21 protein-coding genes are annotated in these 20748 nt (G+C 56.0%); 16 read left to right on the top strand and 5 right to left on the bottom strand.

Going from position 1 to position 20748, the window contains the following annotated elements; genetic code table 11:
- Nucleotides 1-3: 3 nt before the first annotated feature.
- Nucleotides 4-1644: a L,D-transpeptidase family protein gene (locus tag ACWHVV_RS04350; protein ID WP_447928257.1), complete on the bottom strand. Its 1641-nt coding sequence runs from the start codon at nt 1642-1644 to the stop codon at nt 4-6.
- Between the two features lie 117 nt (nt 1645-1761).
- Between ACWHVV_RS04350 and ACWHVV_RS04345 the strand changes: the two genes are divergently transcribed.
- The 6 genes from ACWHVV_RS04345 (at nt 1762) to ACWHVV_RS04320 (ending at nt 8012) form a co-directional block, all read left to right on the top strand.
- Nucleotides 1762-2502, top strand: coding sequence for a murein L,D-transpeptidase catalytic domain family protein (locus tag ACWHVV_RS04345; RefSeq protein ID WP_447928256.1), 741 nt, complete (start codon nt 1762-1764; stop codon nt 2500-2502).
- A 111-nt stretch (nt 2503-2613) separates the two neighbouring features.
- Nucleotides 2614-3633: a patatin-like phospholipase family protein gene (locus ACWHVV_RS04340; protein ID WP_447928255.1), complete on the top strand. Its 1020-nt coding sequence runs from the start codon at nt 2614-2616 to the stop codon at nt 3631-3633.
- Nucleotides 3634-3790: 157 nt separating this feature from the next.
- A complete protein-coding gene (locus tag ACWHVV_RS04335) occupies nt 3791-4477 on the top strand; it encodes an SDR family oxidoreductase (RefSeq protein WP_447928254.1) in 687 nt (228 codons plus the stop codon).
- Nucleotides 4478-4644: 167 nt separating this feature from the next.
- Nucleotides 4645-5637 carry an LLM class flavin-dependent oxidoreductase gene (locus tag ACWHVV_RS04330; protein WP_447928253.1) on the top strand — a complete coding sequence of 331 codons (993 nt, stop codon included), beginning with the start codon at nt 4645-4647 and terminating at the stop codon, nt 5635-5637.
- Nucleotides 5638-5685: 48 nt separating this feature from the next.
- Nucleotides 5686-6180 (top strand): N-acetyltransferase family protein, encoded by a 495-nt coding sequence (locus ACWHVV_RS04325; RefSeq protein WP_447928252.1) that lies wholly within the window; start codon nt 5686-5688, stop codon nt 6178-6180.
- A 167-nt stretch (nt 6181-6347) separates the two neighbouring features.
- Nucleotides 6348-8012: a methyl-accepting chemotaxis protein gene (locus tag ACWHVV_RS04320; protein ID WP_447928251.1), complete on the top strand. Its 1665-nt coding sequence runs from the start codon at nt 6348-6350 to the stop codon at nt 8010-8012.
- A 155-nt stretch (nt 8013-8167) separates the two neighbouring features.
- Here the strand turns inward: ACWHVV_RS04320 and ACWHVV_RS04315 are convergent, their stop codons facing one another.
- On the bottom strand, nt 8168-8731 hold the full coding sequence (locus tag ACWHVV_RS04315; protein ID WP_447928250.1) for a DUF1415 domain-containing protein: 564 nt from the start codon (nt 8729-8731) through the stop codon (nt 8168-8170).
- A 61-nt stretch (nt 8732-8792) separates the two neighbouring features.
- Nucleotides 8793-9485: a GntR family transcriptional regulator gene (locus tag ACWHVV_RS04310; protein WP_447929117.1), complete on the bottom strand. Its 693-nt coding sequence runs from the start codon at nt 9483-9485 to the stop codon at nt 8793-8795.
- Between the two features lie 196 nt (nt 9486-9681).
- On the opposite strand from ACWHVV_RS04310, the gene ACWHVV_RS04305 reads away from it, so the two are divergent.
- From ACWHVV_RS04305 to ACWHVV_RS04295, 3 genes are all read left to right on the top strand, one after another.
- Nucleotides 9682-10239 carry a chromate transporter gene (locus ACWHVV_RS04305; RefSeq protein WP_447928249.1) on the top strand — a complete coding sequence of 186 codons (558 nt, stop codon included), beginning with the start codon at nt 9682-9684 and terminating at the stop codon, nt 10237-10239.
- Nucleotides 10236-10766, top strand: coding sequence for a chromate transporter (locus tag ACWHVV_RS04300; protein WP_447928248.1), 531 nt, complete (start codon nt 10236-10238; stop codon nt 10764-10766). The genes ACWHVV_RS04305 and ACWHVV_RS04300 overlap by 4 nt, the downstream gene beginning before the upstream one ends.
- Nucleotides 10767-10887: 121 nt before the next feature.
- Nucleotides 10888-12726, top strand: a complete 1839-nt coding sequence (locus ACWHVV_RS04295; protein WP_447928247.1) for an ABC transporter ATP-binding protein — start codon at nt 10888-10890, stop codon at nt 12724-12726.
- A gap of 74 nt (nt 12727-12800) precedes the next feature.
- Here ACWHVV_RS04295 and ACWHVV_RS04290 read toward each other — a convergent pair whose 3' ends face one another.
- A complete protein-coding gene (locus tag ACWHVV_RS04290) occupies nt 12801-13019 on the bottom strand; it encodes an aldo/keto reductase (protein ID WP_447928246.1) in 219 nt (72 codons plus the stop codon).
- 56 nt (nt 13020-13075) lie between these two features.
- Here ACWHVV_RS04290 and kduI point away from each other — a divergent pair, with 56 nt between their 5' ends.
- Nucleotides 13076-13912, top strand: a complete 837-nt coding sequence (gene kduI, locus ACWHVV_RS04285; protein ID WP_447928245.1) for a 5-dehydro-4-deoxy-D-glucuronate isomerase — start codon at nt 13076-13078, stop codon at nt 13910-13912.
- A gap of 15 nt (nt 13913-13927) precedes the next feature.
- Nucleotides 13928-14689, top strand: a complete 762-nt coding sequence (kduD, locus tag ACWHVV_RS04280) for a 2-dehydro-3-deoxy-D-gluconate 5-dehydrogenase KduD (RefSeq protein ID WP_447928244.1) — start codon at nt 13928-13930, stop codon at nt 14687-14689.
- 88 nt (nt 14690-14777) lie between these two features.
- Here the strand turns inward: kduD and kdgR are convergent, their stop codons facing one another.
- Nucleotides 14778-15575 carry a DNA-binding transcriptional regulator KdgR gene (gene kdgR, locus ACWHVV_RS04275; RefSeq protein WP_447928243.1) on the bottom strand — a complete coding sequence of 266 codons (798 nt, stop codon included), beginning with the start codon at nt 15573-15575 and terminating at the stop codon, nt 14778-14780.
- Nucleotides 15576-15824: 249 nt separating this feature from the next.
- Here kdgR and ACWHVV_RS04270 point away from each other — a divergent pair, with 249 nt between their 5' ends.
- From ACWHVV_RS04270 to ACWHVV_RS04250, 5 genes are all read left to right on the top strand, one after another.
- Nucleotides 15825-16565: a hypothetical protein gene (locus ACWHVV_RS04270; protein ID WP_447928242.1), complete on the top strand. Its 741-nt coding sequence runs from the start codon at nt 15825-15827 to the stop codon at nt 16563-16565.
- 75 nt (nt 16566-16640) lie between these two features.
- On the top strand, nt 16641-17132 hold the full coding sequence (locus tag ACWHVV_RS04265) for a TRAP transporter small permease (RefSeq protein ID WP_447928241.1): 492 nt from the start codon (nt 16641-16643) through the stop codon (nt 17130-17132).
- Nucleotides 17129-18427, top strand: coding sequence for a TRAP transporter large permease (locus ACWHVV_RS04260; protein WP_447928240.1), 1299 nt, complete (start codon nt 17129-17131; stop codon nt 18425-18427). Before ACWHVV_RS04265 ends, ACWHVV_RS04260 begins: the two co-directional genes overlap by 4 nt.
- Before the next feature lie 30 nt (nt 18428-18457).
- Nucleotides 18458-19597, top strand: a complete 1140-nt coding sequence (gene bglB / locus ACWHVV_RS04255; protein ID WP_447928239.1) for a beta-galactosidase BglB — start codon at nt 18458-18460, stop codon at nt 19595-19597.
- Between the two features lie 54 nt (nt 19598-19651).
- The gene (locus ACWHVV_RS04250) at nt 19652-20653 is read left to right on the top strand and encodes a TRAP transporter substrate-binding protein (protein WP_447928238.1); all 1002 of its coding nucleotides are present in this window, start codon (nt 19652-19654) and stop codon (nt 20651-20653) included.
- Nucleotides 20654-20748: the final 95 nt, after the last annotated feature.

Here is a 20748-nt window from a genome sequence, read left to right as displayed (position 1 = left end):
CCATCAAACCGGGCGGCTTAGCGCATCGAGCAGCGCATCGTCGTGACGGTAGATATCGTCGCGGAACTCGATCTCGCCCTCGGCGTTGGGCCAGGCGGTCAGGTAGTGCAACATAACCGGAATGCGCTGCGGCAAATTCACGTTTTGATCGCTGCTGCCTCGGCCAATAAGCGTATTGACCCGGTGCTGGCTGCCGCTGTCGCGCAGAAGCATCTGGGCAAGTTCGCTAATGCCTTCCACGCGGATACAGCCGGAGCTGAGCGCGCGCTGTGTACGACCGAACGCGCCCTGGGCGGGTGTGTCGTGCAGATAAATCATGTCGTCGTTGGGAAAACGAACCACGATTCGCCCTAGCGGGTTGCCGCTGCCCGCCGTTTGTCGAAGCATGACGCCACCGGGGCGTTGCCAGTCGACGCTTTCCGGATCCAGCTGCTCGCCGGCGGGGCTTAGCACCTGGATATTACGCGCGGAGAGATAGCCTGTATTACTACGCACCCTGGGCAGCACGTCTTCGCGCATGATGGTGGGGGGAATCGTCCAGCTCGGGTTGATGGTGAGGTGGCTGATCGCCGAATGGATCATCGGCGTGGCCCGCTGGGGCGAACCGACCACGACCCGGGCATCCCACTGCTCGCCATTGGGGCGTACGTAGTGAAGCTTGTAACCGGCCACATCGACCCATACGCGGGAAGGCTCGCTTTCGAAGTGTTCGAGCCAGCGTGCCCGCTCGAGGTTGATGCGCAGCTGATCGATCCGACGGGACAGCGGCGTATTGAGTGCCCGCCGCGTTTTGTCGCCGACCACGCCGTCCGCCTGGAGCTGGTGGCGGCGCTGGAAACGCTGGACGGCGCGCTCAACGGTGGTGTCGAAGCGGCGCTGGTCGTCGTCGCGGGTAACGGCCCCGATCATCGGGTAGGCGCCATCGTCGGCCGCCACCAGGCCACTTTCGCCCCAAAGCGCCAGCCGCTTACGCAGCGTGATAACGTCATCGTCGGTATCGCCAAGGCGCAGCGCCTCATCCCGCCCGTTCAAGTACGCCACGCTGGCACTGCCTCGGCGCTCGAGGGCACGGTAATCGCTCAGCATCTGACGAAGTTCGCGGTAGGCATTCGACTGGGGCCTGGCGACCTCGAAAGCCGCCTCGACGTCGCCCTGGGCGAGGGCCTGACGCACCTGAACCATGCTGTATCCCCGCGCCGGGCGCTCGCCGCTCCACTGTGTATTCAGCGCTTTGGGGTCCACCTTGCCCCGCGAGAGGTGATCCAGCGCCAGCAGCAGGGTTTGCGTGGCCTTGAGGTCGAAACGCGCCTGAGCGCTTGCATCGCCCTGTTGGCTCATGCGGAAATCATCGAGCAGCCGGCTTCCCTGATAGTCACTGGGGGTTAAGCCATCCTGGTCGAGACGCGCTAAAGCGTCGGCCAGCGACTCGACACGCTCGGCGTCTTGCCAGACCAGCTGATCTTCGCGGGCCTGGTAGAACGCGGCCACGGGTAGATCGCTTGCGTAGGCGTTTAACTGCTGAGCCAATGCCGGTTGAGCCGGGGCGTCGGCATGGGCATGATGGATAGCATACGGAAGGGGTAGCAGGGCGGCGGTCAACACGGCACCCAAGGCCCATTTCTGAATTGGCGGTTTCTCGTTCATAACCCCTCCATGGGTTACTATGCGGTGTCGCATGCCAACCCAATAAAGATAAAACATGCGCACGCTTGTCATGACGTTATCGCTTTGCGTACCACTAATTATAGTAGGTCTTACACTATGCGGCTCGGATTAAGCTTTTTTAGCAAATTTTTCTTTCTCCCGACACTGCTGGCAAGCGCCCCCCTTCAGGCCGCCCCACCCGCACCCTTTTTTTCCCAGATGGCGGCCTCGCCGCCAGCCGGCGTCTCACCGCTTCACCAGCAGCTTCAGTTGCTCGCCCCTTCCGCGACCCCTAAAGCGCTACAGCTCGCCGCCCTGGCGCTTAGCTGCGCCGACCCCGGCGCCGAGCGTCTTGCGGTGATCGACTACTCGCTGCCGTCGACCGAGCAGCGCCTGTGGGTGTTCGATCTTCACCAAAACCGGCTGCTGTTCAAAGAGCTGGTCTCCCACGGGCGCGGCTCCGGGGACGCCAACGCCGAGGTGTTCTCCAACACCCCGGAAAGCTATCAGTCGAGCATCGGACTTTTTCGCACCATGAACAGCTACTACGGGCGAAACGGCTACTCGCTGCGCCTCGACGGGCTGGAGGCGAACGTCAACGACCAGGCCTTCGATCGCGCGATCGTCATTCACGGCGCCCATTACGTCAGCGACGACTTTATCACCCAGACTGGCCGGCTGGGTCGCAGCCACGGCTGCCCGGCGGTTCGCGAAGAGATCACTTATCCCTTGATCGACAGCTTGAAAGAGAGCCAGTACGTTTTCGCCTACTACCCGGATGCGGAGTGGATGGCGAATTCGGCGTTTTTGCGCTGCTCCGAAGGCGGTATTTACCAACTCGCGGCCGCCGCCTACTAAAGCGACACCACCGCCGCCTCTCTAACAGGCAAGCTTCGTTGAAGCCCTTGCTTTCGCGACCCGGGTTTTATGCCATGCTTAGGCTTTCCTACTTGAAGTGAGGAAGTTGGCATGGCAAAGGTAAAAACGCTGGACCTGGCCCTGCAGGGCGGTGGTGCCCACGGCGGCTACACCTGGGGCGTGATCGACCGCCTGCTCGAAGATGAGCGCATCGAAATCGAAGGCATCAGCGGGACCAGCGCCGGCGCCATGAACGGGGTCGTGATGGCCGACGCGTTGACCCGCGGCGATAAAGAGACCGCCCGCGAGGCACTGCGTGGCTTCTGGCAGGCGGTTAGCCGAGCCGGTATGGCAAGCCCCATTCGCCGCTCGCCGCTTGACGTGCTCACCGGCAACTGGAGCCTCGATCAGTCGCCCGGCTACATCGCCATGGACCTGATGAGCCGGCTCGTCTCCCCTTACCAGCTCAACCCTTTGAACATCAACCCGCTGCGCAGCATCGTGGACGAGCACATCGATTTCGAGCGGGTGCGCCGCTGTGACCGGCTAAAGCTATTCGTCGCCGCCACCAACGTGCGCACCGGTAAGCAGCGGGTGTTCCGCCGCGAAGAAATGAGCCTGGATGCGGTCATGGCCTCGGCCTGCTTACCTTTCGTGTTTCAGGCCGTGGAGATCGACGGCGAAGCCTACTGGGACGGCGGCTATATGGGCAACCCGGCGCTCTTCCCGCTTATGGAGGAGTGCAGCGCCCGGGACATATTGCTGGTGCAAATCAACCCCATCAGCCGCGACACCCTGCCCACCAGCGCCTCGGCGATCATGAACCGCCTAAACGAAATCACCTTCAATGCCGCGTTGATCAAGGAGATCCGAATGATCGCCCTGCTCAAGCACGCGCTTGACGAACAGGGGATCGAGAACTGCTACCAGCAGACGCTCTTTCACCGCATCAGCGGCGAACACGCGCTGGAGAGCCTGTCGGTATCGAGCAAAATGAACGCCGAATGGCCGTTTTTGTGTCACCTGTTCGAGCTGGGCCGCGCCGCCGCCGAACGCTGGCTTCAGGAGAACTTCGAGGCGCTGGGCGAGCGCTCGACCCTGGACATCGACACCGTCTACATGAATGAGTGACCCGTCTACATGAGTGAGCGCCCGTCTAAAAGAGGGGGCCACTTGGAACGTAAAGCGCTCTGAACGGCGCTCTTTGCCGCTACGGGAGGTTTGCAACATCCCGCCCCATTAGCCATTCTGAGGGTTCCCCTATTAATAATGGCAAGGAGCGCATCCCATGCAAGACCGTGTATTACTCATCACCGGCGCCTCGAGCGGCATCGGCGCGGCTACTGCCCGGGCCGCCGCGCGTGAGGGCTATAAACTGGTACTTGCCGCACGCTCGACGGACAAGCTCGAAGCCCTCGCCCAAGAGCTTGGCCAGGAAAACCTGCTCACCGTCGAGCTGGATGTGACCGATATGGCACAACAGCACGCCATGGTAGAGCAGGCAATGGAAACCTTTGGCCGCATTGACGGCGTTTTTGCCAACGCCGGACGGGGCGGCTCACCAGGCGGGTTTAGCGGCGCCGACCACGAGACCTGGCGCGAGATGATTCTCACCAACGTGTACGGCGTGGGGCTGACGCTGCAGGCCTGCCTGCCAGCGCTCAAGCGCAGCGCCGGCCACGTGCTGCTCACAGGCTCTGCGGCGGGCCGGGCAACCATCCCCGGCTCGATGTACAGCGCCACTAAATGGGCGGTGACCGGCATGGGCTATAATCTGCGCGAAGAGCTTCGCGGTACTGGCGTTCGCGTCACCTTGATCGAGCCTGGCATGGTCGATACGCCCTTTTTCGATGAACCCCCGGAGCATGCGCTGGAAGACAAGGATATCGCCAATGCGGTGATCTACGCGCTGAATCAGCCTCCTCACGTCGACGTCAACGAGATACTGATTCGGCCCACGCCGCCCCGTGAATAGCGCCTTTAGCCCTCCCCCGCTTCGGCCCTGATGCTTTTGAACCGTGAGCATCAGGGCGTGGCCTTGTTTTATCGCCATCCCGCCCGCATTACATAGTATTAACAAGCGTGCTAATGACTTCCTCGGAATCGTCATTGGCCGCCACACTCCCAATGCGCAGGTGAACCATGAGCCAACTCGCCGAAACCGCCTTATCGGTGCTGGATCTAGCCCCCATCCGCGAGGGCGGCAGCGCCGCTGAAACCTTCGCCAACAGTGTAGAGCTCGCCCAGCGCGCCGAGCAGCTGGGCTACACCCGTTTTTGGCTGGCCGAGCACCACAATATTGCGGGTATCGCCAGCGCCGCCACGTCCGTCTTGATCGGCCATGTCGCCGGGCATACCTCACGCATACGCGTGGGTAGCGGTGGCATCATGTTGCCCAATCATGCGCCGCTGGTGATCGCCGAGCAGTTCGGCACGCTGGAAACGCTCTATCCTGGGCGTATCGACCTGGGGCTCGGCCGGGCGCCGGGCTCGGACGGCGCGACCATGCGCGCCATGCGGCGAAGCGCCCAGGCTGGCGTCGACGACTTCCCCGCCCAGCTCGACGAGCTGACCCGCTACTTAAGCGATGAAGCGCCGGGCCAGCAGGTCAAGGCCGTTCCCGGCCAGGGAACTCACGTACCTACCTGGCTTTTGGGCTCCAGCGGCTACAGCGCGCAGCTTGCCGCGCGCCTTGGCCTGCCGTTCGCGTTTGCCGCCCAGTTCGCCCCGGGGTACCTGTTCGAGGCGCTACGGCTCTATCGCGATAATTTCCGCCCCTCCGAGGTGCTTTCCAAACCGCACGCCATGGTAGGGCTTCCCGTGATGGCCGCCGAAAGCGACGAAATGGCGCGTTACCTGGCCACCACCGCACAGCAGAAGTTTCTCAACCTGATCCGCGGCAAGCCCACCCAGTCAAGGCCGCCGGTCGAGCAGCTCGACTGGACGCCCATGGAGCAGGCCCAGGTCAGCCAGTTTTTGGGCGCCGCGATCATTGGCGGCCCACAGACGGTCAAGGAAGGACTCGAGGCGTTCCAGGCGCAAACCGGCGCCGACGAGCTGATGATCAATAGCGACTTCTTCAATCAGGAAGACCGGCTGAAAAGTTACGAGATCGTCGCCGAGGTCGCGCGCTAACGCCCTCGAGACACCGTGTTTTACCTTTTAACGTTTAGCGGATAGCCCATGACCGATATGACGATCGCGCCGATGACGAAGGACGACTTCCGGGCTTTTTGGCCAACCTTTAGCGCCATTGTAGCGGCCCAGGAGACCTACGCCATCGCGCCGGATATCTCGTTTGACGCCGCCTACGCGCTCTGGTGCGAGGCGCCCGCGGCCACGCTGGTGGCCAAGGATCGCCAGGGCGCGGTGTTGGGTTCGTACTATCTAAAAGCCAACGCGGCGGGTCCCGGCCAACACGTGTGCAACTGCGGCTACATGGTGGCGCCCGCTGCGCGTGGCCGCGGGCTTGCACGCAGCCTGTGCGAGCACTCGCAGACGCTTGCCAAAGAGCACGGCTTTCTCGCCATGCAGTTCAACGCCGTGGTCAGCACCAACGAAATCGCCGTGGCGCTCTGGCAAAAGCTTGGGTTCAGCATTGCCGGCACCGTGCCCGGCGCGTTTCGCCACCCCGCCCAAGGGCTGGTGGATACCTACGTCATGCATAAATTTCTATAACGCGCATTTACCGCTAAATTTCCCGCCCCTTGTGCCGATAACGATACTAACGCAGTGAACCCAATGGATTGCTGCGTTGGCTTTCTCTGCTACCAGCGTAACGCCTCATCGGATCGCGACGCTGGCTTTTCCTGCTATTGCTCTGCTTGAGTGAGATCCTAAAGTACATGAAGAATCTATCCGTAAAATATGCCTTGGCCGGGGCATTGGGATTGCTGGTGGTCATGTTATTGATCGTGGCCGCGCTGGGAATACGCGCCGAGAATAGCGCCGTCAATAACCTTGCTGCCCTCGATGAAGTCGCTGCCCGTCAAACGGCGTATATCAACCGCGCCGAAGTCAACCTGATGGAACTTAGAGTACGCCTGGAGCGTTACCAGGAGTATGCCGAGGGCGGTAATACCGCGTTGGCCGACTTGGCACTGGAGCGTGCCCAAGCCGCCCTTACTCGGGCCGAGGAACGCTTCGCCGAATTCAGCGCCATCCAGGTGCCGGCGGACTCGCCCCGCGCGTCACTGATCGACGCGTTGACCAGTGAGTACGCACGGCTGGTAAGCCCGGCACTGCTCAGCGCCATGACCCAGGGGGACTATGACGCCCTGATGGTCCAACGTAGCCGGCTCAACGAGCAGTTCGATACGTTCACCCAAAGCGTACGCGACTTTAACGAATACACGCGCAACTTTGCTCAAACCACCACCGCCGACGCCGTGGCGTCGCGTAACCGCGACACCTTTATTTTTGGGGTCTTGATTGCGCTTGCGTTAATCGCGTATGTCGTGGTGCAGGTAGGTATCAACCGACTGGTCGTGACACCGTTACAAGGCGCCGTCAAACTTTGCGAACGTATCGCCCAGGGGGATCTAACCCAGAGCGTCGAGGCGCGCGGGCGCAACGAGATCGGGCGGCTTTACAGCGCCATGGGCGATATGCAAACGCAGCTACAGCAAATGATGACGACGCTTGGGAAAAGCAGCCGTATCGTGGCCGCCAACTCCCGCGAGATCGCCGGCGGCAGCCAGGACCTTGCCTCGCGTACCGAGCAGCAGGCCGCGGCCATTCAGCAAACGGCGGCCAGCATGGACGAGATCTCCTCGATCGTTCGCCAAAACGCCGACACGGCGGGTCAGGCCGAAAAACTAACGGTCAGCGCCGCGCAAAAAGCCCAACAGGGGCAAACCGAGGCCGAGCGCTCCGGCGAATGGATGCGCGATCTCGAGAAGGACTCCCAGAAGGTTCACGACATCGTTCAGGTCATCGACTCGATCGCCTTCCAGACCAACATTCTTGCGCTTAACGCCTCGGTGGAAGCCGCCCGCGCCGGCGAGCACGGTCGTGGCTTTGCGGTGGTGGCGAGCGAAGTACGCTCGCTGGCGACCAAGACGTCGAACTCATCGAAAGAGATCCGCACGATGATCGAGGATATCGCCCAGCGTATCGCCGAGGGCGCCAATCAGGCGATCCACAACGGCCAGAGCATGGGCGAGGTCAACAAGGCCGTTCGCCACGTGACCGACATGATGCAGGAGCTGGCCCTGGCGGCCAAGGAGCAGGAGTCGGGCATCGCGCAGATCAGTACGGCCATTGCGCAGATGGACTCCGCCACCCAGGAAAACGTCTCGTTGGTAGAAGCGACCAGTACGGCGTCCGCTTCGCTTGAAGATGAAGCCACGCGCCTGGCATCGATCGTGGAGACCTTTAAACTGCCAAGCGGTGGCCAAGCAGCAACGCGCACCCTGGCGCCTGCGCAAAAGCCGGCCCCTTCACTCCCTTCACGCAAGCCCGCCCCCGCCAAATCCCCTAGCGCAGAACCCGAATGGGAGGCGTTTTAATCCTGCGATAAGTCACCGGGCAGCCTTGGCTGCCCGGTCCTTTCTTCACGGCGGTCGAACACGCGTTGAGCGCCACTCTTCAAAGACCGCGGGTTCTGCCCACGGCGCTTAAAACGCCTCAGTCAAAATCCGCTCGTCATTCGCGCGCCGAAGGATTAGCCGGGGGTCTGCTCGGCCAGGGCATCCTGCAAATAGCGTTCGGCCTGGCCGCTCCCCATGGCGGTGAGGTGTTCGATGTTGCGTTCGGGAATGGCCTGGGTATCGCCATAAAACGCAATGGCTTTCTCGACGCTTGCCTCGCGCAGCAGGTGCACCATGGCGTAGGGTGAACGGTTGGTGTAATTCGAGGCCTCGTCGGGTGCCACACCATCGAAGCAGTAGTCCGGGTGGAAGGTCGCTAACTGGTAAACCCCTTCGTAGCCCTGATCAACAAGAATGCTTTCGGCCAGTTCGACGTAGTCCAGATAGTGTTCGAAATGCTTGAACAGCGTCGGGAAGACCAGCAACGTGGTCTCGGTGTCCGGATGCTCATCCAGCCACGCGACTTCGTTCATCAGCTCTTCCAGCGCTACTTCGACTTTCTTCGAGCGCACCACGGCGACGCGGATGGCCGCGCGCTCCAGCTCACGCTGGGCAAAAGGGCATATATTCTGTGCCACGATAAAATTGCGCACCCAGCTCAACGTTTGCCCGGCGACTACCTCGTCTGAATATTGCATTACGCTTTACGCCCATCTTCGCATGTCGGTGCGCGCCAGTTTACACCAGTGCGCGCAACAATTATGCGTCCGCCCAGACGGTGTTGGCGTTCTGAGCCTGGAAACACTGTAGCGCCGCGTCGTAGGACCTGGTGATGTGCTCATCGAGCAGCTTGCGTGCCGCCTGGGCGTTACGCTCAAGCGCCAGCACCACGAGCTGGTGGTGTTCCTGATCGAGTTGCTGGCGAACCGCCGGCATTTCGGGGCCCTGACGGCGGTAGCGGTCGAACTGGTCATGAAGTTGCTCGATGAAGCGCAGTAGCCAGACAGAGCCGCAGGGAGCGACCAGGGTGCGATGAAACCGGGTGTGCAGGCGCTCCCACTCATCCTCCTTCTCGGGGGTCATATCCGCGCACTTCAAGCGATGCTCGGCGGCCAGCAGCTCTGCCTCCCAGGCGGCATCACCATGGGCAATGGCTTGTTCGAACGCCATCCCCTCCAGCGCCAGGCGCGTTTTGGCAATATCGTCCAGCTCGGTACGTGTCAGGGTTGGCACGCGAAACCCGCGCTGATTCTCCTGAATCAACAGGCCATAGGCCGCCAGCTTGTTCAAGGCCTCGCGTAGCGGGCTCAACCCCACCTGATAGCGCTCTTTCAAGGCATTGATGGCCAACTTCTCACCCGCGGCAAAGCGGCCATCGACGAGGTCCCTGCGAAGAATTTCGTAGATCCGGCTGGAGGCCGTAGCATTGGCCGGCGGGCATGGCGTATTCATCATGGCTTCCTTGTGGCGTAGAGCAGCAAACTGCCCGTCACACGTAATGGTTGAAGGTGCGCTGTTGACGCTGCACAAGCCGCTACATTATATTCAGCGTCATTAATAATCGATTTTAAAAAAATAAACGATTTTACCGACGACTTTACCACGCCGCGGTAATCGCGATGAAGCCATCTTAGCGAGCAATACTCCAATGAAACATACCGCACTGTTCTGGGCTTTCTTTCGGGTCGGCATCTTCGGTTTTGGCGGCGGGCCTTCGATGATCCCGTTGGTACACGCCGAAGTGGTCAAACGCTACGCGTGGCTTACCGATGAAGAGTTTGCCGACATTCTGGCCATTGGCAACACCCTGCCCGGGCCCATTGCCACCAAAATGCCGGGGTATATCGGCTATCGGGTCGGTGGCACTCTCGGTTGCATCACGGCGGTTTTGGCCGTTACCGGCCCCATGATCGTCGCCATGATCATCATGCTGGGTGTATTCAGCCGCTATCGCGATGTCGCCTGGATCAGTGGCATGGGCCAGGCGGTCATTCCGGTGGTCATGGTGATGATGGGGCAACTGACCTGGGACTTTCTGGAGAAATCCAAAGCGTCGCTTGGCTGGCTCGTTAGTAGCGTGATCGCGCTGGCGGCCGGTGCGCTGATCTACTGGCTCGGCGTTCACCCGGGCATCATCATCGGCGCCATTCTGGCGGCCGCCCTCTTGAAGCCCAAACCTAAAAAGCCCGTGGAGACCTCGCCATGATTTACTGGGAGCTGTTTCTGGCCTTTTTCATTCCCAATATCATCGGCTATGGCGGCGGCCCGGCGATCATTCCGCTGCTCGAAGCAGAGGTCGTTGGCCGCTACGGCTGGATGACCTCTCAAGGGTTTGCGGAAACGCTGGCGCTGGGTAATGCCCTGCCAAGCCCGATCGCCACCAAAATGGCCGGCTACATCGGCTACGAGGTTGCCGGCATTGCCGGTGCGACTATCGCCGTGTTGGCTACCGTCGTTCCCTCGCTTTTACTCATGCTCTGCGCGCTGGGCCTTCTCTATCGCCACCGCGAATCCCCTCAGGTCAAGCGCATGAGTCAGTGGGTACGCCCGGTTATTGCGGTCATGATGGCGTGGCTAACGCTCGGCTTTTTGCTGGAAGGCATGGAAAGCGCCGGCCTCATCCATACATTGATCATTGGCGCTTTCGCCACCGCGGCGCTGGTGTGGTGGAAGATACACCCGGCCTTCGTGGTCATTGGCGCGCTCATTTACGGGGCCACGCTGCTCGGCTGATGACCTTATCGTGGCCCGGGCGCTTGCGCCCGACACTGATTACGAGCGTTCACCTGGTAGTAACGGCCAAAGCGTTGCATCATGGCGTTTTTGATACGTTAATAAAGGTGCCCTGCGCTTTATGGCCTTGTTGAGCCCCTCCTCTTCGATTACCGGCTTTTTCAGCGTGTTCCGCTACAGCCGGCGCGCGCTGGCGCTGGTTTGGGGCACCTCCCGCTGGATGATGCTGGGCCTTGCCCTTTGCACGCTGGTGGCTGGTGTTTTGCCCGCGCTGGCGGCCTGGGTGGGTCAACTGATCGTCGATGGCGTGGTCAGCGCCATGAATACCTTCGAGGCCGCCGAAGAGCCGGTGCTTTTGATCATCATCGCGCCGGTGCTGCAGTTGGTGGCGCTCGAGGCGCTGATCATCGCGCTGATTGCGCTGGCCCAGCGCGGGCTGGCCGCCCAACAGTCGCTTTTACGCGCGATGCTGGGCCAAAAGGTCAACGTGTTGATTCTCGAGAAAGCCGGCACGCTTTCGCTGGGCCAATTCGAGGACTCCGAGCTTTACGACAAGCTGACCCGCGCCCGGCGCGAGGCCTCTACCCGGCCGCTGGCGCTGGTCACCAAAACCTTTGGGTTCATTCAAAACGCGATTTCGCTGGGTAGCTTCAGCGTACTGCTCATTCAGTTCTCCCCCTGGGCGCTGTTGATTTTGGCCGTCGGGGCGGTGCCGGTGTTCATCTCCGAGGCGAAGTTTTCCGGCGACGCCTTTCGGCTTTTCCGCCGCCGCTCGCCACAAACGCGTATGCAGAGCTACCTGGAAACCGTGCTGGCGCGCGAAGACAGCATCAAGGAGGTCAAACTCTTTGGTCTCGAGCCGCTCTTTTTACGTCGCTACCGGGCCATTTTCGATCGTCTCTTCGCCGAGGATCGCCTGCTGACACTTAAGCGCGAGGGCTGGGGGTTCGTGCTCGGCCTACTGGGCACGCTCACGTTTTATATCGCCTACGGCTGGGTGGTGCTCGAGACGATCGTCGGCGCGATCACTCTGGGCCAGATGACCATGTATCTAATGGTCTTCAAGCAAGGCCAGTCGTCGCTTTCCGCCATTTTGACCGCGATTAGCGGCATGTATGAAGATAACCTGTATCTCTCCAATCTTTACGACTACCTGGAGCACCCCACCGAACAGGAAGGCGGCACGCTGACCGTGGGCGCAACACCCGGCGACGGGCTTCGCTTCGAGAACGTGAGCTTCGCCTACCCAGGCGGTGGCCAGGCGCTCGTGGATATCTCGTTGCATTTGCTACCCGGGCAGAGCCTGGCGCTGGTAGGCGAAAACGGTTCGGGCAAGACGACGCTCATCAAACTGCTGACCCGGCTTTACCAACCCAGCGAAGGGCGCATTTTGCTGGATGGCAGCGACCTGCGGGATTGGGACGCGGATACGCTGCGCAAACGCGTGGGCGTCATTTTTCAGGACTTCGTGCGCTACCAGCTCCCGGTAGGCGAGAACCTCGGCGTGGGCGATATCCACGCCTTCGAGGATCAGGCGCGCTGGCAGCAGGCGGCGCACTTCGGCCTCGCCGACCACTTCATCGAGCGCATGCCCAAGGGGTATCACACCCAGCTTGGCCGCTGGTTCAAGGATGGCCAGGAGCTTTCCGGCGGCCAGTGGCAAAAAATCGCGCTTTCGCGGGCCTACATGCGCAAGGACGCGGATATTCTAGTGCTCGACGAGCCCACCGCCGCCATGGACGCCGCCGCCGAAGCCGATGTATTCGCGCGCTTTCGCCAACACAGCCGCGACAAGATGACGATTTTGATCTCGCACCGTTTCTCTACCGTGCGAAGCGCCGGATTGATTCTTGTGATCGACCAGGGGTGTATTATCGAGCAAGGTAGCCACGAATCGCTCATGGAGCTCGAAGGCCGCTACGCACAGCTTTTCCAGTTACAGGCGGCGGGCTACCAGTGAGCGTCTAAAAGTGGCGCTCCTGCATTGCGGGGGAGGCCTTGTGGCCCACCCCACTGAATGCCCCAAGCGAGCGTTTACTCATCCCAGGCCGGCGCCATGTCCGGGTTGGCAATGCGTTCGCCGCGGTCGAGGGTCGCGATATCCGCCATTTCGGCCTCGGTCAAGGTGAGCTCGAAGGCCTTGATGTTGCTTTCGATATTACGCGCCTTGGTGGAGGACGGAATGGTGACGATGCCGCGGCCCTTGAGCCAGGCCATGGTGATCTCGGCCATCAGCGTTGAAAAAAACACCATACCTGATATATTGAACCAGCGTTTCTATTTTCTAACAACATCGATCCGGAGATAACATGGAATCTCGTCAAGCTATCCATAGTGAACATGCCAAGCAGTTAGACACTCAAGGGCTCCGTGACCAATTTTTGATAGAAGAGCTATTCAATAAAAACGAGCTTACTTTAGTATATAGCCATTTAGACAGGTTAATTGTTGGTGGCGCACTGCCCACCGACAAAGCCGTACCGATTACTGCATCCATGTGCCAACATACTGGAACGGATTACTTTCTCGAGCGTCGTGAGTTAGGCACTATCAATGTCGGGGGACCCGGTACAATTACTGTTGACGGTACCCAACATAGTATCAATACACACGAAGGGCTTTATATCGGCAAAGAGAGCCGTGACGTACAATTTGAGAGTGACGATACATCTAATCCGGCAGCTTTTTATATTTGCTGTACACCCGCCCACCAGCAGTACCCTACTCGCAAAGTCACTTTGGCAGACGCCTCTCCACAAACGCTAGGCAACCCGGCCAACAGCAACGAGCGCACCATTTACAAATATTTTGTACCTGACGTGCTCCCTACTTGCCAGCTATTAATGGGCATGACACGCCTTGAGGAAGGCAGCCTGTGGAACACCATGCCGTGTCATACGCATGAACGCCGCATGGAAGCGTACTTTTATTTCGATATGGCGGATGACAGCGTTGTATTTCATATGATGGGCGAACCCCAGGAAACACGTCACCTCATTGTACGCAACCGTCAAGTCGCTCTTTCTCCTAGCTGGTCATTGCACTCAGGCGTAGGCACTGGCAGCTATACCTTTATCTGGGCAATGGCGGGTGAAAATCAAACTTTTTCCGATATGGATCATATCGCGATGGATGATTTACGCTAAAAGTTGGGAGGTATCATGGGCGACACCTTATTCGATTTAAATGGTAAAACAGCCATTATAACCGGCTGCAATACCGGCCTGGGTCAGGGTATGGCTTTAGGACTAGCGAGCGCGGGTTGTAATATTGTTGGCGTTAATCGGCGATCGCCGGATGAAACACAGCAACAAGTCGAAGCGCTGGGCGTAGAGTTCTTGTCGATCCAGGCAGAGCTGGACAGCACCGACCCTATAGCGAATATAATCCAGCAGACAGAGCAGCGTTTCGGCAAAGCCGACATCCTTATCAACAACGCCGGCACTATTCGACGGGCTAATGCATTAGAGTTTACCGAAAAAGACTGGGACGAAGTCCTCGACGTTAACCTCAAGAGCGTGTTCTTTTTATCTCAGGCTTTTGCACGCTCATGCATCGATCAGCAGCGCCGCGGCAAAATTATCAATATTGCCTCCATGCTTTCCTTTCAGGGCGGCATCCGGGTCCCTTCCTATACCGCCTCTAAAAGCGGTGTTCTGGGTCTGACACGGCTAATGGCGAATGAGTGGGCTGCTCAGGGCATCAATGTCAATGCCATCGCGCCGGGTTATATGGCTACCAACAATACCGAAGCTCTGCGTAATGACCCGGAGCGCAGCCAGGAGATTCTTGGTCGAATCCCCACAGGGCAATGGGGTAAACCCGAAGACCTCGCTGGGGCGGCGATATTTCTCGCTTCAGACGCGTCTAATTACGTACAGGGGCACACCCTGGCAGTGGATGGGGGCTGGCTAGCTCGCTAAGAAACGCTATTGTTCATCTCTTTTAAAAGGCACCAATTTTGAAGATTGGCGCCTTTTTTGTTACTGATTGTGCTTGATAATGGTCATATCAAGCCGAGTTAAATGGGTAATCATGGAATCCCAATCCAGATGAAACACGCTGTCCCGCCTTGAAGAGTAGCTTTAGATACTCTTCGCGTTTGTGCTCATCATAGCGCACCACGGGGAACGACAGGCTCATAGCCGCCGCCGCTTGGCCAAATCGATCGAATACCGGCACGGACAAGCAGCGTACTCCAAGCTCGGCTTCCTCGCGATCTTCGGCAATTCCTTCCTGGCGAATAGCAGGCAGCTCATCAAGAACCTGCTGCGCGCTGGTTAAGGTATGCTTTGTTTTAGCAACAAAGCTTGTGTTTTTGAGTATCTCGCGCGCTCTACCCTCCTCCATCCAAGCCAAGAGCGTCTTACCCATTGCGGTTGAGTAGATTGGGCTACGCCGACCAACGCGCGAATTCATACATAAATTAAATTGCGAATCATATTTATGTAAGTAAACAATATGCTGCCCGTCTTCATCCAACGCCCCAAGATGTATAGCCTCATGGGTCTTCTCAGAAAGCGCTCGCATCTCCGGATTCGCCAGTGAAATCAAATCAACATTTTCGAGAGCTGCGCCCCCTAGCTCAAAAAGCTTAAGCGTCAGCGCGTACTTCTCAGACTCCTGCTCTTGAGACACGTAACCAAGCTCCTTCATTGTCTGAAGAAAGCGGTATGCCGTGCTTTTTGAAGTAAACGAACGTTGTGAGAGCTCGGATAGGCCAATGCTTGGTTGCTCGGCAAGCCCTTCAAGAATGGCGAAAACCTTCATAACGGCTGCTACATTATCCGGCTTCTGCGAAGCGGCCATATTGCTTGGACCTCGTTTCATAAAAAATGGACTATCGTTCTGAATTTACCTCAAAAAACATGAGTTGCCAACGAATTCTGTTATGGCGCTCATCATCCAAGCATATAAAAAACGACTAAAGTATAAAAGAAACATCGTTTCATTTTTATAGGCACGCTGGTACATTTAATGCGCACCTTGGGATTTTTAATATTAAAACCAAAGTACCCTTGGGAAATAGACAAAGAACAAAACCAATATGGAGAAGACATGACTACACTTCATCGGGTGGCGCGGGTATCAAACTTAGCTACAGCGTGTGCTTTAATTGCACTTTCTACTCCCGCCTGGTCTGCTGAGCATCTTCTGACAATGAAGCTCGAGCAGACGACCAATGATCATGCGCTGACGCTACCCAAAATCGCGATCAGCCGGATCTTTGATGACTCATCCTCCCTTATGTTTGAAAAGTCCTGGTTTTGGCAGGATGACGTTCATGAAAGCGGCTGGCCAAAGCACGATGAAGCTTTCGTTAATTACTCCTTCCCTAAAATTCAGCTAGACGCCAACAATCGATGGTCCATGACGCCTCAAGCAGGCGCTAAATTCAGATCGAACGTAACCCGCGCATTGGCTGGCTTACGTTTGAGCTACCAAGCGGACGACTGGGGTTTAGCTGGCCGTTATCGCTATGAGCACGAAACGACCCATGAAACAGCGGTAAAAGGCCGTGCGGGACGGATTGATTTATATGCTACTTACAATATCAATGATAGCTGGATGCTCCTCTACAATCCCCACTATCACTTTAAGCATGAGAGCAGTTCTCCTGATTTCGGCACCGGAAACCGTGACTACTTAGAGCAAGAGCTCCTCGTATTTAACCATCTGAATGCAAATAATACTGTTTTTGGAGGCTACGTTCAGAGGGATCGTAACAGCTCTGAAGCAAGTATCGATCCAAACCAACGAAATAGTTCTTGGCTTATTGGCTATCAGTATAAATTTTAGATAAAAACTGTAGGCAACCAAATACTTTATTGATAAAGACAACTGCTATCAATCTTACAGAAACAGGTATGTAAAATGCTAAAAATACACGCCGCTATCGATTTATCGCTAAAGTTTTTGTGTTGCCTACTTTTTATAAGCATGGTGGGTGTGGCTAGCTGGCAAGTCATTGCTCGCTATGCATTTAATAACCCCAGTACTATTTCCGAGGCTCTACTTAGGTTTTCTTTGGTGTGGTTGTCAATGCTAGCTATTGCTTATGTGGTAGGTCAGCGGGAGCATGTCAGCCTAACACTGCTCACCGGCAAGCTGACAGGACGTTGGAAGAAATGCTCGGACTTACTGATGGAAATACTCTTTATCCTCTTTGCGGCGATTGTGCTTATTTATGGTGGACTGCAAGCGGCGAATAACAGCATGTCCCAGATTTATCCGTTGCTCGGCATTCCCAAAGGGTACTTATATTTATCTCTACCGGTCTCTGGCACATTAATCATAATCTACTGCTTAAATAACTGCACCCTCATCTTCAAGAATAAGGCCCCCACAGGGAGTGCAACCCCATGATGTTAGACGCTGGTATTTTATTAGTGGCCACTTTCTTCATTTTACTCATTATTGGCGCCCCCATTGGTATTTGCATCGCGGTTTCCTCGATGGCCACGATTCTTATGGCATTGCCAACAGAAATTGCCATTTTTACAACCGCACAAAAAATGGTTTCCAGCTTGGATAGCTTCACGCTGCTCGCCATTCCATTTTTTATCCTTTCCGGGGTTTTAATGAACCATGGTGGGATTGCACTGCGCTTGGTTAACTTCGCCAAGTTATTCAGCGGCAGAATCCCTGGTTCCTTAGCTCATACCAATATTGTCGGCAATATGATGTTTGGCGCTATTTCGGGCTCGGCGATCGCCGCCTCGACCTCGATCGGGGGCGTCATGGTCCCCATGAGTGAGAAAGAAGGCTATAGCCGTCCCTTTTCGGCAGCAGCCAATATTGCCTCGGCCCCCACCGGCATGCTTATTCCCCCAACAACGGCGTTCATTCTCTATGCGTTGGCCAGTGGAGGAACTTCTATCTCTGCCCTTTTTGCCGGCGGGCTTATTGCTGGTTGCCTGTGGGGATTCGGCTGCATGCTGGTCGCCTACCTAACGGCGAAAGCAAGGGGTTATACCACCCGTATCGATTTACGTAACTCATCGGTCAGAAAGATCATTATGGATGCGATGCCCAGCTTATTCTTAATTGTCATTATTATTGGCGGGATCATTCTGGGCATCTTCACCGCCGTGGAGGCGTCCGCGATTTCCGTCCTCTATACCATGCTACTGACCATCTGTATTTATCGCACTATCGACTTTACCGCGTTCAAAGCGTCATTGATAAAAGCACTCGAAACTACCGGCGTCATCATGTTTCTACTGGCTGCCTCAGCTGCCATGTCATTCGCGATGTCGATCACAGGTCTTCCTGGCGCGTTGAGTGCAGCCATTTTAGATATTTCGGGCAATCCGATAATAGTTTTACTAGTGATTACCCTGATGCTACTGGTCATCGGCTGCTTTATGGATATAGGCCCCGCCATCTTGATTTTCACCCCAATTTTACTTCCGATAACTACGCAAATCGGAATCGACCCAGTACATTTTGGCATCATTATGGTATTCAACCTTTGCATCGGTACCATCACACCACCGGTTGGAACCGGCCTGTTTGTGGGGGCGGGCGTTGCCAAAGAGAAAGTCGAAAATCTGCTGCTTCCTTTATTGCCTTTCTACTTCGTGATTATGGTCATACTTTTATTAATTACTTATATTCCTCAAATCACACTATTTTTACCCAGAATTATGGGGCTATAACGCCATCCATCATTAATGGAGAAAACGTCAATGAAAGTATTTGAAGTAAAGCATAGCGATCTTTTAAGAAAGAAAGAACGTTTCATCGAGCGCAAAGAGTTGATCGGACTTATTAAAAGCAATATTCATAATCTGGTCAACATACATGATCAAACCGGTGAGTACCTGTTGCACCTGGATGATGGCAGAACGATCGATACCAAAGGCTGGGCAGGCTGGGAGTGGACCCATGGTATCGGTCTTTACGGTATATATAAATATTACGAGCAAACCACCGACAAAGAGGCTCTGGCCATTATCGATCAGTGGTTTAAAGACCGCTTCGAGGAGCCCCTGGCTACCAAGAATGTGAACACTGTATGTCCCTTTTTGACACTTGCCTATCGCTATGAAGAAACGGGCCATAAAGAATGGTTACCCTACCTGGAAGCTTGGGCCGAGTGGATCATGTATGAAATGCCTCGCACGGAGAAAGGTGGCCTCCAGCATATCGTTTACAACAGCGAAAATTATCAGCAGCTCTGGGATGACACGCTGATGATGAGCGTAATGCCACTTGCCAAGATTGGGCAATTGTTGAATAAACCCGAGTATATCGAAGAGGCGAAATATCAATTTCTGATTCATATCCAATACCTGATGGATAAACAAACCGGCGCCTGGTTTCATGGATGGACGTTCGAGGGCAACCATAACTATGCCAACGCCCTCTGGGCACGGGGCAATAGCTGGCTGACCATTGTGATTCCTGATTTTTTGGAATTACTTGACCTACCAAAGTACGATGCATTTCGCCGCCACCTCATCCAGGTACTTGAGTCGCAAGTCGAAGCACTTGCCCAATGGCAATCCGACAGCGGCCTTTGGCACACATTGATGAATGACCCAGACTCCTACCTTGAAGCCTCGGCAACGGCAGGGTTTGCATACGGATTATTAAAAGCTGTGCGTTTACGCTATATCGATGCTAGCTACGCTCAGGTGGCAGAACAAGCGGTTAAAGGCGTTATCGACAACATTAACTCAGCAGGTGAACTAGAGCAGGTTTCATTTGGGACAGCCATGGGAGACAGTCTCGATTTCTACAAAGAAATACCATTAACATCAATGCCATATGGTCAAGCGATGTCCATATTATGTCTTTCTGAATATATGCGGACATACTTGTAAATCAGCGTATTTAACGCGCAACTCAATACCAACAATATCAATATGGAGTGAACCATGATCACCTCACGCTACCCAAAAACAATCTTATCCGCGGCGATTACCGTTTTCGCATTAGCCGCCGGGAGCGCTCAAGCAGAGCAAAACATTAACCTAAAGCTGGCCTATGCTCAAAATTCCCAGCCGGTGAAAGATGCGCTGGACCTCTTCGGGGAATTAGTAGAAGAAAAGAGCAATGGATCGGTTACCGTGTCCTATTTTCCAGATAGCCAGCTAGGCGGCGAAAGCGAACTCGTCGAACTGCTCCAGGCGGGAGCAATCGATATGACCAAGGTGTCGGGCGGATTAATGGGCAGTTTCTCGCCTCTTTACGATGTCTTTTCAATGCCGTATCTGTTCGATGACGAAGAACACTTTTATCACGTTATGGACGATGAAGAAATTATGTCTAGCGTGTATCAATCAACGAAAGATCAAGGCTTTGTAGGCGTTGGTTGGTATGACTCTGGTCAGCGCAATTTTTACACTACGGGCGAACCCATCGAACGAGTTGAAGATTTAGCAGGTAAAAAGATTCGTGTAATGCAGAGCCAAACTGCCATCGACACGATGAGACTGCTGGGTGCCTCGCCAGTGGTGATGGCACAAGAAGAAGTTTATACAGCGCTGCAGCAAGGCGTGTTAGACGGCGCTGAAAATAACGAATTCGCCCTCACCGCGGCCCGCCATGGTGAGGTCGTCGACTACTATACGCTGGATGGCCATACCCGAATTCCCGACATCATCCTGATCAGCAACCGGGTACTTGACTCGCTCTCGGACGATCAGCGCGTAGCGGTAATGGAAGCGCTTGGTGAGTCTACTGAGTCTCAAGTAGAGCATTGGCAAGAAGCGATCACCAATGCCCAAACACAAATCCAGGATGAATTTGGGGTTGCCATTAATGAAGTGGATATCGCCCCCTTCCAGGAGGCTGTCCAGCCAATTTACGAAGCGCTAGAAAGCACACCAGAAGAGTACGCTATTTATCAGCAGATCAAAGAAGCCAGCAATCACTAGCACTATTTTCCAGCAGGCGTAGCACTCGTTGCTACGCTTTATTGGCTACCCCTTCGCCTGCATTCTACTATCTTTATTTATTCAACGGGGACTCT

The organism is Vreelandella sp. EE27, assembly GCF_968206495.1.
This window is presented reverse-complemented; position numbering and strand designations above follow the sequence as displayed.